Source organism: Dyella subtropica (genome assembly GCF_026283965.1).
Lineage (GTDB): Bacteria > Pseudomonadota > Gammaproteobacteria > Xanthomonadales > Rhodanobacteraceae > Dyella_D > Dyella_D subtropica.
The window spans coordinates 17,953-33,333 of sequence record NZ_JAPDPD010000031.1 but is presented as its reverse complement, the minus strand read 5'-3'; the positions used below and the strand labels follow the sequence as shown (position 1 = coordinate 33,333).

The 15,381-nt window shown below is 63.4% G+C and carries 12 protein-coding genes; 2 read left to right on the top strand and 10 right to left on the bottom strand.

Annotation, left to right across the window (positions count from 1 at the left end; all coding sequences use genetic code 11):
• Window positions 1–219 precede the first annotated feature (219 nt).
• Window positions 220–909 carry a hypothetical protein gene (locus OUZ45_RS20050; RefSeq protein ID WP_266172103.1) on the bottom strand — a complete coding sequence of 230 codons (690 nt, stop codon included), beginning with the start codon at window positions 907–909 and terminating at the stop codon, window positions 220–222.
• 224 nt (window positions 910–1,133) lie between these two features.
• Here OUZ45_RS20050 and OUZ45_RS20045 point away from each other — a divergent pair, with 224 nt between their 5' ends.
• Both OUZ45_RS20045 and OUZ45_RS20040 read left to right on the top strand, forming a co-directional pair.
• Window positions 1,134–2,048: an ion channel gene (locus tag OUZ45_RS20045; protein WP_266172102.1), complete on the top strand. Its 915-nt coding sequence runs from the start codon at window positions 1,134–1,136 to the stop codon at window positions 2,046–2,048.
• A 282-nt stretch (window positions 2,049–2,330) separates the two neighbouring features.
• Window positions 2,331–2,795, top strand: coding sequence for a hypothetical protein (locus OUZ45_RS20040; RefSeq protein WP_266172101.1), 465 nt, complete (start codon window positions 2,331–2,333; stop codon window positions 2,793–2,795).
• 86 nt (window positions 2,796–2,881) lie between these two features.
• Here the strand turns inward: OUZ45_RS20040 and OUZ45_RS20035 are convergent, their stop codons facing one another.
• From OUZ45_RS20035 to smc, 9 genes are all read right to left on the bottom strand, one after another.
• Window positions 2,882–4,543 (bottom strand): MASE1 domain-containing protein, encoded by a 1,662-nt coding sequence (locus OUZ45_RS20035; RefSeq protein ID WP_266172100.1) that lies wholly within the window; start codon window positions 4,541–4,543, stop codon window positions 2,882–2,884.
• A 470-nt stretch (window positions 4,544–5,013) separates the two neighbouring features.
• Window positions 5,014–6,171 (bottom strand): sulfate/molybdate ABC transporter ATP-binding protein, encoded by a 1,158-nt coding sequence (locus OUZ45_RS20030; RefSeq protein WP_266172099.1) that lies wholly within the window; start codon window positions 6,169–6,171, stop codon window positions 5,014–5,016.
• Between the two features lie 12 nt (window positions 6,172–6,183).
• Entirely contained in the window at window positions 6,184–7,062 is an 879-nt protein-coding gene (gene cysW / locus OUZ45_RS20025) for a sulfate ABC transporter permease subunit CysW (RefSeq protein ID WP_266172098.1), read from the bottom strand.
• Window positions 7,062–7,886, bottom strand: coding sequence for a sulfate ABC transporter permease subunit CysT (cysT, locus tag OUZ45_RS20020; RefSeq protein WP_266172097.1), 825 nt, complete (start codon window positions 7,884–7,886; stop codon window positions 7,062–7,064). The genes cysW and cysT overlap by 1 nt, the downstream gene beginning before the upstream one ends.
• Window positions 7,887–7,890: 4 nt before the next feature.
• Window positions 7,891–8,898, bottom strand: coding sequence for a sulfate ABC transporter substrate-binding protein (locus OUZ45_RS20015; protein ID WP_266172096.1), 1,008 nt, complete (start codon window positions 8,896–8,898; stop codon window positions 7,891–7,893).
• 395 nt (window positions 8,899–9,293) lie between these two features.
• Window positions 9,294–10,097 (bottom strand): response regulator transcription factor, encoded by an 804-nt coding sequence (locus OUZ45_RS20010; protein WP_266172095.1) that lies wholly within the window; start codon window positions 10,095–10,097, stop codon window positions 9,294–9,296.
• Window positions 10,098–10,278: 181 nt separating this feature from the next.
• Window positions 10,279–10,659, bottom strand: coding sequence for an HU family DNA-binding protein (locus OUZ45_RS20005; protein ID WP_266172094.1), 381 nt, complete (start codon window positions 10,657–10,659; stop codon window positions 10,279–10,281).
• Window positions 10,660–10,845: 186 nt separating this feature from the next.
• Window positions 10,846–11,850: a cell division protein ZipA gene (zipA, locus tag OUZ45_RS20000; protein WP_266172093.1), complete on the bottom strand. Its 1,005-nt coding sequence runs from the start codon at window positions 11,848–11,850 to the stop codon at window positions 10,846–10,848.
• Between the two features lie 11 nt (window positions 11,851–11,861).
• Window positions 11,862–15,371 (bottom strand): chromosome segregation protein SMC, encoded by a 3,510-nt coding sequence (smc, locus tag OUZ45_RS19995; protein WP_266172092.1) that lies wholly within the window; start codon window positions 15,369–15,371, stop codon window positions 11,862–11,864.
• Window positions 15,372–15,381 lie beyond the last annotated feature (10 nt).

The following is a 15,381-nucleotide window of genomic DNA, read 5'->3' as shown; positions in this document are numbered from 1 at the left end:
CCAAGCTCAACGCCGTGGCTCGACAGTTGAATGCGCGTCCGAGAAAGACCTTACACTTCGAAACACCGGCCGAACGGTTTCATCAATCTGTTGCAACGACCGGCTGAATCCGCAGTCGAAAGCGGACACTCTCAGCATGGCAATCTCTCTAGTCGTGAGCAAGCCGACGCAGTCCGTCGGGAATGACTCTCGCCATACCGTTGCAGCATCTCTCATTCATCAGTTGACAATGACAATGGAAGTGCAAGACAGCTCCTTGATCTCTCCGCTCTTCTTCATCAAGTAGCAGTCCTTTGCCTCAACCCCTTCTCCGGCCTCATTCCTTTCAAAACGCCCATTGAACACCTTGAACACAAGCTCACCGGACAACGTGCGGAGCACTTCTTCCGGCGCCCCTTGGAGCGGCCGAAACGGTGTCACCACTGGAATCGATCCGGGCGAAGCGGTGACAAGGTAAGTTCCACCCACGTTGCTGCGCATGTGCGCCAGACCGGTGAAAACAACCACGCCAAATGGCATCGGGAAGATGCCATGCACGTTTCTCTTCATGAGTAAGTGCGTGGACTCTTGCTGGTCACGGAACATCAGTTCGCCGCCAAATTCACCGCGATCGTCGCCCATCAATTGACCGCCAAAGGCGTCCAGTCGATAGGATGGAATCACGTCAATGACGTTGACCACCGGCCCGTTCTCACCGACGCCATTCGTTTGGGCCTGATAACCAAATGACGACGTTCGGTCCTCGACGTGAGACATGGCGGCCGCAGCCGCGCGCTGCGCATCCGCGTGTCGCACCTCGACTTTTTTGTCCCGATCGTGGCATGCGACGAGAACAAGCACTAGCAATGGCAGAACGCGTCGCACAATCCGATAGGGCGGCGGCTGCAAGCGCATCCCTTTTTTACCCATCAACCTCTCCCCTTAGGACGTCAGTTCACCGCGCACCGTTATGTCCGCTCTGGGTCGGAAACGGACCTCTTCAGAATATAACTGGTAGCGCCCGACAGCAGCAGGCCTCCCGTCCCTGGTCAGCACCAGAAGGCCGGTGTCGATGTTCAAGCCTGCTATGAGCTTTGATGTCAGACGTGGTATTCAAGGCACCCTCTTCCACCGCTTCAGAATGGTGTCGTGCCATGGCCGTCAAGCGCCGCTCATTTTTTCGGAAAAAACTCCGCACGATGGAAATCGGCGGTCGCCTGTTTGTCAGCCACGGGCTCTCGCGGCGCATCTGGGATGACATCTACCACTATGCGCTGACGATTCGCTGGCCGGTCTTCTTCGGTCTGGCTGCAACCGCCTTCCTGTTCCTCAACGCCTGCTTCGCGCTGCTCTATCAGCTCGGCGATAAGGCCATTGCGAACCAGTTTCCCAAGGGCTTTCCCGGCGCGTTCTTTTTCAGTGTGGAAACCCTGGCCACCGTCGGCTATGGCGACATGCATCCACAGACGACCTATGCACACTGCATAGCCACGGTGGAAATCTTTACGGGTATGGGCTGCATCGCGCTGGTCACTGGTTTGATCTTTTCGCGATTCTCGCGACCGCGCGCCAAGATGCTATTCGCCGATCATCCGATCATCCGCACCATCAACGGCCAGTCGACGCTGATGATCCGCGCCGCCAATGTGCGGCAGAACGTGATCGCCGAAGCGTCCGCCACGCTGTATCTGTTGCAGCGCGAAGTGTCGCCTGAAGGGTTCCGGATTCGTCGGATCTACGACATGAAACTGATGCGCGACCGGCACCCAGTCTTTTCGCTGAGCTGGAGCCTGATGCACATCATCGATGAAGGCAGCCCGCTCCACGGCGCGACCGCCGAAACGCTGGAAAGCTCGGAGGCACTGATCATGCTGACCATCGAAGGCGTCGACGAAACCACCTCGCAGCCGATGTTGGCGCGGCGCCAGTGGAGCCATCTCGCCTTGCGTTGGAATCACCGTTATCTGGATCTTGTCAGCGACGGCGAGGACGGCATGAGCCACATCGACTACGGCGTTTTTCACGATGTGCTGCCAGTGGTCGAGGGTGAGCAGCGCGAGGCATCTTGATAGGGATCACTTCGGCAGGGGAAGGCGATGGCCTGTGACGTCGAAGGCACAGGGCGATCCACATACTTCATCGTATGCCGCTCAATCGCAGCACAGTGCTCCTGCGATAACCTCGCTTTCGATGCTTTCGTCATTAGCTGTGACACAGTTCACGCCAAGGCACTTGCATGATTCATGCGAGAAGCGCAAATCACATGCAGTGCCAATGGGATTGGCACTGGTTGAAATGAGATGCCGCCTACGGCATCTTGCCCGGACCGAATTGCTACGAAGGGGACGTATATGCGGCATTTGCCGAATCGGAGTTTCAAGAAGCTGGCAGCGATCGCGCTGCTGGCAGGAATGGCAGTGGTTTCGACCACCGCGATGGCCGCTCATCGCACGACAGGCCTCGGCCAGTCATGGCCCAACGCTCAAGACGTGAGCTCGAGCCCACGCTGGCACGTCTACGTGTTCGAGCGCGATGGTATTCGCTACATCCAGATCAATGACTTGCACGGCAAGGTGCGCGCCGCATTCGCGGCATCCAGCGGCAACTTCCTGGTCTTGCCGATCGGTGCGGATGCCGCGAGCCTGGCCACACCGCAGGATCCTTTGCCGGCACCAGCCAGCAAGACGGGGGAGATCGTGTATCACGACGATGCCGTCCAGGTGCTGGTTGCACCGCAAGCGAATGGCACCATTCGGACCTTTGCTGCGGAATCCACCTGCACCGATCCGGTGGAGTGCAGTTCGCGAGTAAATTGAGCCCAGGCTGATCCTGGACACCAAGAGCCTGTCCTCACTATCTGCATCGCTCGCGCAGATAGTGGGGACAGGCTCTTATTAGTTAGTCAGTATGCGGTGACCCGGGGTTGTTCCGGGTTCACTGCCGCCGGTCGCGTGGTACGTAGGGCGTCATGCAAAAGAATGGTGACGCGCAAGCCGACGACACTCTCGCGTACGTGAACTTCGCCACCGTAAATCTGCGCGCGTTCGCGAATGGTGTCGATGCCGAGGCCACTGGTGCCGAGTAGCGACATGGCCTTCTTCCACTGCTCCTGCGCCAGCCGCGTGCCGCCATCGGACGCCGCCGCACGATGGCAATCCATCCGCATCACCACCCAGCGATGACCTTGGCTATGCCCGCCGCGAACCACCAGGTTCACGTGCCGGGTCGGCTGACGGCTCAAGGCGTAGACCAGGGATTCCCCGGCCAGGCGGTAGAGCGTCAAATGCACATCAGACGCGAGCTGGCTCAGGTCCTGCCCGACCAGATCGCATTGATAAGTAGCACCCACCGCCGCTGCCGCGAGGGCAACAGGCCCTTCTTGCAGCGTCGAAGGTTCGCCGCGTTCACGCCAGACGCGCGGGTATAGGGCATTGGTGAGGCGGTGCATCTCGTGCTGGGCGAGCGCGGCCTGACGGGAATAGGCGCGCTCCTCGTTGGCCGGAATAACGTGGCGCAACCGCTCCAGCAGTCGATTCTGCATGTCGCGCATGGACTGGCCGACGTGCTCCAGCGCTTCGGCAGCGTTCCGCATGCGCAGCTCTTCCTGATAGAGACCTTGCTGAGCGAGCAGCAGGCCATGCTCCCGGCGGTCCAGGCGCTCGCGTGGGTCTCCTTCCTGCACAGGGTGAACGATGCGCGCGCCGAACATGAGCAGGGTGGAAATGGCGAACGCGATGATGGCATGCGCCTGGATGACAGAAGGATCGCGGACCATGGTCGAGGTGAGTGCCACGGCACAGCTTGCGACACAGCCGCCAATAGCCGCGCCCCGCCAGCCATGACGCAGGGTCAGCCACGCCACGGGCAGGAACATGGATATCCGGCACACCTGCATGATGTCGTGATTGCCGGCATACCCGACCCAGGCCAAGGCCACCAACGCCGGGATCAGCCCGACAAGGCCATCGCGAAGCAAGCTGCTGCGCACCAGCGACGGCAGAACCATGCTGGGCAGGCGATCGCCCAGCCAGCTACGGACGGCGAGCACGGCCGGCATCAGCGTGAGCGCGCCGAGATAATTGCCGAGGAAATAGCCAAACACGATCTGCGCTGTCATGGCCTGCGCCGGCGCGCCAGCGGGAACGTGCACCGACGCCAGCGCGGCGCTGTTGCCCGCTGCGGTCAGAGCGGCGCCAAGCAGCGTCACGGTGAGCACCGGCGCCACATCGAGCCGGCCGTCCATTTGGAAGATTCGCGCATGGCGGCGGAACCAGGCGACGACAGGCGCGCACAGCACGATGGGCGGGAAAGCCGCGAACGTGGCCCATGCCCAGCCGAATTGATCCTGGTTAAGCCAGGCCTGATAACCGACCGGGATAGCCTCGCCGAGCACCAGCGCCGGCCAGTACCGATACGGCACGAGCAACAGGCAGGCCAGACGGAGGCCCGCGGGCAGATTCCAGTTGGAGACCGATACGCTACGAAGTCCTACGTACAAAGCTGCATAAACGACCACCACAGCCAAGTGGCGAACCCATGCAAACCGCGCCGTTCCTTCCTGCATAACAGCATCCCTCCCCGTCGTCGCCATCATCCTTCACGTGTCTGCCGCGACTTCCGTTCGCTGCACGCTGGATCTTGCTCTTGCGTGGGGCACCGCCCCTGCCGCTGATGATCGAACGTAATGACCCTGTGCGCTACGTCAATGGACCGGTCAAAAGGGGGCGTGTCGAAATATGTGATGAAAATCACGCTTACCCCGGCTCGCCGTTCCGCCGTACTCGCAGAAGGCGGTATGGCTGAGCGATCCGCGAGTCATTCTGACACGGCTGCACGCCTACGTCAGTGGCCATGCAGTCTTTAGCACATAGGGTCATGAAAGAAACGTGCCAGTTGACCCGCTTTCGCCGATTCGGCCATCTTGACGGCCAAATGGGCTATGGAAACAGCACGTACCGGCGGATCGGTGACCTGCCCGCCAGGGCTGGGCGCAATCGGCATGGAGAAGACGCCGTGAAGACGAGCCGGGCTTCTTCAGGCCTTGCGATGCAACCAGGGCCCCATATCGATCGCACCGCCTGAAGCAGGGCTCATGCCATCGCGAAACGGACGAAACACGTCACGACGTTGGCCGCCTCCAACCTCGGTGAACAAGGTCAGCTCGCGCAATTGCACTGTCACCGTATCGCCTTCCGCCAAGCCACGCGCCGTCACTTCACCGGCGGTCCATTCGGCTTCCATCTGCACGCCTTCGCCATGCATCGCCAGCGTGGCGCGTATCACGCCGCCGGCCTGTGCGAGGCGCACGATGCGTGCGGTCCATCCGATGTCGCTGCGCGATGACAACACGGCATGCTCCGGACGCAGCCAGACATTCACCCGCTGACCGCCGAGGTCCGGCGGCAACTCGCCACGTATCGCATGCCCGCCAAGCAGCAGGCGGTCGCGCTCGACGTACCCTTCGATATGGTTCGAACGTCCGATGAAACCGTAGACAAAGGGCGTCGCCGGCTCGCGATAGATTTCACTGGGCGTACCGATCTGCTCGATGCGGCCCTGGTTCATGACCACCACGCGATCGGCCAGTTCGAGCGCTTCGTCCTGGTCGTGCGTCACCAGTAGCGTAGTCAGGCCAAGCGATCGCTGCAGCTCACGCAGCCAGCCGCGAAGGGTCACGCGCACCTGGGCGTCGAGCGCGCCGAACGGCTCGTCCAGCAGGAGCAACGACGGCTCCACGGCCAGCGCGCGCGCCAGCGCCACGCGTTGGCGCTGGCCGCCGGAGAGTTGTGCCGGGTAGCGACGCGCCAAGCCTTCCAATTGCACACGGCGCAGCAACTCGTCCACCCGCGCCAGGATCTCGCGACGCGACGGCCGCTGCGCACGTGGGCGAACGCGCAGGCCAAAGGCCACGTTCTCGGTCACGGTCATGTGGGCGAACAGAGCGTAGTGCTGGAACACCAGGCCGACGCGGCGCTGCCGGGCATCCAGGGCGAGCAGGTCTTCACCGTCGCGCAGCACGCTTCCCTGATCGGGATCGTCGAGGCCGGCAAGGATGCGCAGCAGTGTGCTCTTGCCCGAACCAGACGGGCCCAGCAGCGCGACAAACTCGCCTTCGGCGACATCCAGCGACACGCGTTCCAGTGCGCTGAAAGAGCCGTAGCGGCGGGTCAGGCCATTAATGGAAATACTCATGCGATTACCGTCTCAATGCCGTCGTACCGGGTGCGCCAACTCACCCCCATGCCGCCATTCCACCAGCCGCTTGATCAGCAAGGTCAACAGAGTGAGCAAGGCCAGCAGTGACGCCAGTGCGAAGGCTGCGGCGATCGCGCTGGCGCTGCCACCGTTGTAGACCTGGTCCACCTGCAGCGGCAAGGTGTTGGTGAGACCGGGCAAATGGCCCGATACCACCGACACCGCGCCGAATTCGCCCATGCTGCGGGCGTTGCTCAGCAACACACCGTAGAGCAGTGCCCAGCGCACTTTGGGCAGGGTCACGCGGAAGAAAATCTGCCAGCCACTCGCACCGAGCGTGCGGGCGGCGTGCTCCTCTTCGTTGCCTAGCGTCTGCATCAACGGAATCAGTTCACGCGCCACGAAAGGAAACGCGACGAACACCGTGGCCAACACCAAACCCGGCACCGCAAAGATCACCCGCACGCCATGCGCATCGAGCCACCCGCCGAACCAGCCGTTTACGCCATACACCAGCACGCAGACGAGACCGGCTACCACCGGCGAAACCGAGAACGGCAGGTCGATCAGTGCGCCCAGCAGTTGCTTGCCGCGAAAGTCGTAGTGCGTCATCAGCCAGGCCGCGGCCAGACCGAACACCATGTTCGCCGGCACGGCGATGGCGGCGACCGTCAGCGTCAGCCACACGGCGGTGCGCGCATCGGGATCGGCGATAGCGGCAACGAACACCGCCCAACCCTTGCCAAACGCCTCGGCGAAGACCACCAGCAGCGGCAGCAACAGCAGGCCGGCCACGCATAGCAACGCCAGCGCGATCAGCACGCCCTGCCCCACGGATACGCCCAGCCCGCGGGGGCGATACGTGGCATGACTGTCGAGTGTGGCCATCAGCCCACCTCCATCCAGCGACGGTTCCAACGCTGCAACAGACTCACCGTGAGCAACACCAGCAGCGAAGCCGCCAGCATCACGGCGCCCAGCACCGCGGCTGGACCGGTATCGCCGCCCGCGTCGATCTTCTGCACGATCAGCAGCGGCACGATCTCCGTGCGCATCGGCAGATTGCCGGAGATGTAGATCACCGAACCGTATTCACCCACCGCGCGTGCCAGCGCCAGGGCGAAACCGGTAAGCAAGGTGGGCATCAACATCGGCAACAGGACGCGGCGGAAGTTTTGCCACCGGCTCGCCCCGAGCGTGCGGGCGGCCTCTTCCACTTCGTGCTCCAGGCTTTCCAGCACCGGCTGCAAGGTGCGTACCACAAACGGCAAGCCCACGAAGACCATCGCCAGCAGCACCCCAAGGCGGGTGTAGGCCACCTGCACACCCAGCGGCTGCAATAGACGTCCGATCCAACCATTCGGTGCGTACAGCGCGGTCAAGGCAATGCCGGCCACCGCGGTGGGCAGGGCGAACGGCAAGTCGACCAGGGCATCGCACACGCGGCGCAACGGAAAACGGTAACGCACCAGCACCCAGGCCAGCAGCAGGCCCAGCAGCACGTCGATCGCAGCGGCCACCAGCGCGCCGCCAAAACTGAGTTGCAGGGCGTAGAGCACGCGGCGGCTGCCGATCTGCGCCCACCACGTCGACGCCCCCACGCTGCCGGCCTTCCACGCCAATGCGGACAAGGGCAGCAACACTATGCCGCCCAGCCAGGCCAGCGTGATGCCCAGGCTCAAGCCAAATCCTGGCATGGCGCGGTTGCGCATGAGTTCAATGCCCCGCTTCGCTGATCTGGTCGTACACGCCGCCGTCGGCGAAGTACGTGGCTTGCGCCTGGCGCCAGTCGCCAAACGCTTCGGCCAGCGTGAAGGTCTTCACCGGCGCGAACTGGGCGGCGTACTTCTCGGTGACGGCGGGCAGCCGTGGCCGATAGAAATGGCGCGCCACCAGATCCTGCCCTTCCGGCGTGTACAAGAACTTCAGATAGGCCTCGGCCAGCTGGCGGGTGCCGTGCTTGTCGGCCACCTTGTCGACCACCGCCACTGGCGGCTCGGCCAGGATGCTCAACGAAGGCACCACGATGTCGAACTTGTCCTTGCCCAGCTCCTGCTGCGATTGCAGCGCCTCGCTCTCCCAGGCGATCAGTACATCGCCGATGCCGCGCTGGACGAAAGTATTGGTGGCGCCGCGCGCGCCGGCATCGAGCACGGGCACGTGGAGGTACAGCTGGGTTACATAGGCGCGCGCCTTATCCGTGTTGCCGCCCGGCTGGCGCAGCGCCCAGCCCCACGCCGCCAGGAAATTCCAGCGCGCCCCACCGGAAGACTTGGGATTGGGCGTGATCACCTGCACGCCCTCGCGCACCAGATCTGGCCAGTCGTGGATCTGCTTGGGATTGCCCTTGCGCACCAGGAACACTACGGTCGAGGTGTACGGCGTGCTGTGATCGGGCAGCCGCGATTGCCAATCTTTGGCCAGCAGGCCGCGATCGGCCAAAACGTCGATATCCCAGGCCAGGGCAAGCGTAACGACGTCCGCTTCCAGGCCGTCCTGCACCGCGCGCGACTGCTTGCCTGAGCCGCCGTTGGAAGTGGTTACACGCACGTCCTTGCCGGTCTGCTGCTTCCAGGAGGCAGCAAAGGCGGTATTCGCCTCCTTGTAAAGCTCGCGCGTGGGATCGAACGACACATTGAGCAGGCGATGGTCCTGCGCCTGTGCAGCCACGCCGTAGAACACAGCGCCCAAGGCCAAGAACACTATCAGTGGAAATCGTCTCATTCGCTTGCTCCAGTCCTCAGCACCGGGGTGGATGTGGCGGACTCTCGGGCTGCACCCCGTGTCCTTACCTATGCGCTTACCATGCGCTTCATTCGGAGAATGTCGTCAGCGCGTTAGAAGCTCAGCTGTGCACGCATGTCGGCGATAGGCGGGGCCACCCGCACATGGCGCCGCTCGCTGGACGCTCGGACGTGGCTGGCCTGGCATTTCAGGTGTTCCCTGAGATACCTGCTGGCTCCAGTAGGTTGCCCGCCACCTTTTCGTCACAGAAATGATGGATGGGCATATGCATATGCACTTTGGCCGTTTAGATGGCTCGATGCGGCGGAGGATGCTTCCGATCTACCAAAGGCTCCGTTCTTCTTGACATGGCGACCCCGGACGGGCTCCTGCCTCTATGCGGAGAAACCCTTTAGAGGCCGATGGATCAAACGGTCGCTCGCATCGCTCTGGTCGATGCTGAAGGCGTAGCCGATACCGCGCACAGTCATCAGCGGCACCGCATCGCCATGCTCCCGGGCCTTCCGGCGCAAGCGGTACACCAGCATCTCCAAACGATGTGGGTCGAAGTCGTAGATGTCCTGGCAAAGGGCGGCGATAAGCTCTTCCCGGGGAACGGCCGCGCCTTTCGCCATCATCAGTTGCCGCAATACGCAGCGCTCGGAGCTGGAGAGCGCGATGGTGACGTTTCGGGGCGTCATCAGGCACCAGTCGTCCTTCTCCAGGCGCCACTCCCCACGCGGCGGGGCCAGGTCGTACGTGGCGTTGTCTTCCTCGCACGCCACCGCCGATGTTTGCAGCCGGCGCGCAAGGCTACGCAAGCTCGCGGCAAGCACGTCGATGTCGACTGGCTTGGACAGGTAGGTATCCACACCCGCGGCGAGCGCGCGCACATGATCGCTGCGTTCGTGACTCTCGGTGAGTATGACGATACCCATGGATGACAACTGGCGCAGATACTGCGCCACGGTGATGCCGTCTTCGCCGGGCAGGTCGATGTCCAGCAGCGCGATGTCGTACTGGCTGGAAAGCATGTGCCTGTAGAGATCGGCCCAGGTGCGCGCGCCGGTGACGTCGAAACCGTATTCGGCGAGGGCCGGAATCAGAACCTGTTCGCGCTGGACTTCGTCGTCTTCGAGCACCAGGACGCGCCATGTCTGCGGTGACGCTGAATTCGAACCGACAACGTTTCTTTCCATGCGGGAACTACAGCCTGCCGTGCACGAGCTTTGACTATAAGCCCGCCCTACTCGACCGTAAGCGGCGGAGAGGCGCTATAGGGTGTAGTCGTTCCCTGACACAATGAAAACCACGCTTTTCGCATCCACAGGCACAAAAAAAACGCGACGGCTTTCGCCGCCGCGTTCTCGCAACCGCCCATTAGGCAGCGGCGTCCTTCAGCTTCTTCAGCGGACGGATCTTCACCTTCACCGTGGCAGGCTTGGCAGCGAACCACTGCTCTTCCTTGGTGAAGGGGTTGATGCCCTTGCGCTTCGGCTTGGCCGGCACGCTGATCGCCGAGATCTTCAGCAGACCCGGCAGCGTGAAGGAGCCGGCGCCCTTCTTGTGGATCGAGCCGGCCACTGCGTGTTCGAGCGCAGCGAGCACGGCGCGCACATCCTTGGCCACGACACCGCTGGCTTCGGTGATGTGGGCGACCAGCCCGGACTTGCTCAGAGCATCCTTGATCGGTTTAGGCGCCACCGGCTTGGCGGCAGCCTTGGCGGTGGTCTTCTTGGCGGCTTTCTGCGTCTTGGCCATACGTTCCCCGTAGTTATTGGTTGGGTTGGGTTTACCGGCATGCCTCTCGGCAGGTGGAATGTATGGCAAGCGAGCGATAACGCCAAGACGCTAACGCACAAATGTGCCTTCTGGCATGGGTTTTTTAGGGGTTTTTTTCATCTTTCGGGGTTACCCCGCCCTTTCGGACCGAAATCCGGACCGAAATCAGCGGCCGAAAATGATCTCTTTGCCTTCGTGGTCGCGGTCCCAACCGCGCAGTTCGTCGCGGATATGAGCGATGCGCTGACGGCCCAGGGCGTTGCGCTCTTCGTCCAGCACCTGGCCATCCAGCAGCTCGGCCAGACGCTGGGCGGTGGGGAGCATGGCATCCCAGGCATCGAGTGCAGGGATGGGTGCTGGCAGGGTCATGAAGAAGCTCAGGCCAGGCGTGCGCAAGGTGTCGAGACGGCTCAGGTCGAAGTTGCCTGGCTTGAGCATATTGGCGACGCTGAAGATCGGCCCCTGCTCGCGCTTGCCGTCGACCAGGCGGTGATAGATGCCCATGTCACCGAATTCCAGGCCGGCCTTTTCCGCCGCCACGATCAAGTCGGCGCCGTTGAACGCCGTACCTTCGCGGGCCACCACGAACAAGGTGACGATGCGTTCGACCGGCAGTTGGGTCGGGCGACGGCCGAGGTCGGAGCGCGGCGGCACGCGCGGTGCAGCCGGTGCGGGAGCAGGTGCGGAAATGCGCGCCACCGGCTCCGGCATAGGCGCGGTTTTCGCCGGCACCGATGCGCCAAGCGAGTCAGCGTGGAATGGCTCCGGCGGCGCGCGCAGGGCTTCGACGATCGACGCGGCGGTGCCTGATGGCTTACCCAGCGGTGCCGGCGCAACCCGCTCGCCGGAAAGCGTAGCGCCCAGGCGCTCGAGTTCCTGGCGCAGCCCCATATCCAGCTCACCTTGCTGCGGCGTGGGCTCGCTCAAGACATCGAGGCGAAAATCATCGCGTGCGCTGAAAGAGGGTTCGTCGCCGGTCACTTCGGCATCGCCGAAGGTCGGCTCGCGGCGTTCCTCACTGCCCGTTCCAGGCATAACGCGACGCTTGCCCTGCTCTTTCCTCGGCTGGCCAAACAGCCAGATCAGGGCGAGCACGATGGCGCCGACAATCAGCAGCGGAATGCCCACCGCAGGGTTCCAGGCAAAAGCAAGCATGGGTTGCTGGGTCATGATGATTCTCCTCAGGCTGCGCCAGCGAGTTTAGCGGCTTCGGCCAGGTCGACCTGCACCAGACGCGACACGCCCGGTTCGCGCATGGTCACGCCGCAAAGCTGCGAGGCCGCCTCCATGGTGGCCTTGTTGTGACTGACAAAAATGAACTGCACCTTCTCGCTCATCTCCTTCACCATGTTGGAGAAGCGGCCCACGTTGGCCTCGTCCAGCGGCGCGTCCACCTCGTCCAGCAAACAGAACGGCGCGGGGTTGAGGCCGAAGATGGCGAACACCAGCGACACCGCGGTGAGCGCTTTCTCGCCGCCGGACAGCAGCGTGATGTTGGAGACGCGCTTGCCGGGCGGACGCGCCATGATGGCCACGCCGGTATCGAGCAGATCGTCGCCGGTGAGTTCCAGATAGGCATGGCCACCACCGAACAGGCGCGGGAACAGTTCCTGCACACCGGCGTTGACGCGGTCGAAGGTTTCCTTGAAACGCTGGCGGGTCTCGCGGTCGATCTTCTTGATCGCGCCCTCCAGCGTTTCCATCGCGCTGGTCAGGTCGGCCAGCTGGTTGTCGAGGTAGTTTTTACGCTCGCTCTGCTCGGCATGCTCCTGGATCGCAGCGAGGTTCACCGGTTCCAAACGCTGGATCTTCTGCGCAATGTCGCCCAGCTGCGAACGCCACTGGCCCGCGTCGGCGTCTTCAGCGAGTTCGGCCAGCAAGGGTTCCAGCTCCAGGCCGGACGCCGTGATGGCTTCGGCCAGCTGCTGTGCACGCAGGTGCAGAGCCTGCGCGGCCAGGCGCTTCTCTGACAGGCTTTCGCGCAGGCGGTTGAGGCTTTGCTCGGTGCGCTGACGCTCCTGTTCCAGGCGGCGGAACTCGGCGTCGCAGTCTTCCAAGGCGCGGCGCGCCTCGACCAGTTGCTTGTCGACCAACAGGCGCTGATCGAGATAGGTCTGGCGCTCGGCTTCCAGCTCCGCAATAGGATCGGAGCCGGCGGCCAGCTGTTCGGTGATCTCGGTGCGGCGCGCTTCGATCTGGCGGATCTGCGTGTCCATGCGCGATAGCGACTGCTCCAGCGAGCTCAGCGCGGACCGCTTGGATTCCAGACCCAAGGCGAGTGCGTGCGACTGGTCGGCCGCCTCACGCGCGTTCATGCGAGCTTCTTCGCGGGCTTCCAGCAAGGCGCGCCGCTCGTTTTCCAGTTCGCGGCGCTGGTCTTCGAGGTCGCCCATGTTGCCGACGGACTCGTCCAGCCGTGCCCTCGCCTCGCGTATCTGTCCCTGCAGCTCGTCGAGCTGATTGATCAGGTCGCTGAGTTCGCCGGCCACCTTTTCAGAGCGAGCGCGCGCGGTTTCCATCTTGCCGCGATGGCTTTGCAGCTGACCGGCCAGTTCCGACTGGCGGCGATGAGCGTTGTAGAGCTCGCGTTGTGCATCGTCGCGCGCACGCTCGGCTTCGAACTTGCGGGTGCGCAGGTCGTCGAGCTGGCCGGTGGCTTCCTCGATGCGTGCTTCCAGCGTTTCGATCTGCTCGGCCAGCAGGCGCATCTCGCGTTCGCGAGCCAGTACGCCGACCTGGTTGCCTTGCGCGCGACGCACACGCGCCCAGCCCGGCCCCAGCCATTCACCGGTGCGCGTCATCACCGACTGGTATGGCGCAAGCGCCGACAGTGAAGCGACGCGCTGATGGGCTTCCTGCAAATGCTCTGCGGTAAGCACGTGACTGAGGATGGCTACGGCTGCCGCCGGGCCGCGCACATGCGCGGCAAGCGTGCCGGCGGTATTGACGCCGCCCTCGGCCGCATCGAGCAAGGCGATGTCGGCGTTTTCTACGCCACCAAACTCTGCGGCCAGCGCGTGCGAGCTATCCACCAGCACGCTGTCGAGGAAGCCGGCCAGGACGGTTTCCACGGCGGTTTCCCAGCCCGCTTCCACTTGCAACGCTTCGCCGAGACGGCGCGACTTGTCCAGACCCAGGCGCGCCAACCAACCGCTGGCGGCGCTTTCTTCCTGGCCCAGCGCGGCGTGTTGTAGCGCTTCCAGCGAAGCCTGACGGCCGCGTGCGGTCTGCAGTTGCTGACGCGCCTCGTTGAGCGTGGATTGCACCTGGCGCTCTTCGTCCAGCACCTTCTCGTGACTCAGCTTGTGCTGATCGAGCAGGCTGCCGAGCGATTCGACGCGCTCGCGCTGGGTGTCGTGTTCGAGGTGCAGCTGTTCCGACGCGGCGTCGAGCGCGGCGACGTCGGTGGCTTTCTGTTCCGCCTCCAGCGCCTCGCGGCGCTTGGAGAGGTCGATCGACTGGCGGTCGAGGTAGGCGAGCTTGGTGCGCTCCACCTCGGCGGCGCGGCTGGCTTCGCCGGCGGTGCGCGTGTAGCTGTCCCAGCGTTGCTGCCAATCGGCGAGCTTGGTTTCGGTGTCGCGTTGCGCGTCGGCGGTGTCGTCCTGCATTTGCTGCAGGGCTTCCAGTTTGGGCTCGCCTTCGGCCAGCGCCATACGCAGGGTTTCGATCTGATCGCGGTCGGTGGCGATGTGCGCGGCCAGCTCGGCGTGCTCGCGTTCGGTATCGGCATGAGCGCGCGTCAGACGATCCGCGGTTTCGCGGTTGAAGCGCACCTGCTGTTCGACGCGGGCGATTTCGGCGCCGACCTTGTAGACCTCGCCCTGCACAACGTTCAAATGCTCGCTGGCCGAGGTGTGGCGTTCGCGCACACTTTCCAGCTGGGCTTCGACGTGGCGCTGCTCGGCCACGTGTTTCTCGATCTCGACCTCGGCGGCGGAAAGGCCCGCGCCTTCGCCATCGTGCTGACCCTTGATGCCGCGGTATTCCAGTGCGCGCAGCTCGGCTTCCTTGCGGTTCTGTTCTTCTTTCAGCGCCTTCCAGCGCTCGGCCGCGCGGGCCTGGCGATTGAGGTGTTCGAGCTGCTTGTCCACCTCATCGCGCACGTCTTTCACGCGATCGAGATTTTCGCGGGTGGACTTGATGCGGCTCTCGGTTTCCTTGCGGCGCTCTTTGTACTTGGAGATGCCGGCGGCTTCTTCCAGATGGACGCGCAGCTCTTCCGGCGCGGCTTCCACGATCTGGCTGATCATGCCCTGCTCGATGATCGAGTAGCTGCGCGGACCCAGACCGGTGCCGAGGAACAGATCGGTGATGTCGCGACGACGGCAACGGGCACCATTGAGGAAGTACGCGGACTGACCATCGCGCGTCACCTGGCGCTTCACCGAGATCTCGGCGTACTGGCCGTACTCGCCCTGGATGGTGCCGTCGCTGTTGTCGAAGATCAGCTCGACCGTCGCCTGCCCGACTGGCTTGCGCGAATTGGAGCCGGAGAAGATCACGTCGGTCAGCGAATCGCCGCGCAGGCGGCTGGCGGCGCTCTCGCCCATCACCCAGCGGATCGCATCGATGATGTTGGATTTGCCGCAACCGTTCGGACCCACCACGCCAGTCATATTGGTCGGCAAATGCAGGGTGGTCGGGTCGACGAAGGATTTGAAACCGGCGAGTTTGATCGTGGTCAGGCGCATGCGGGCATCG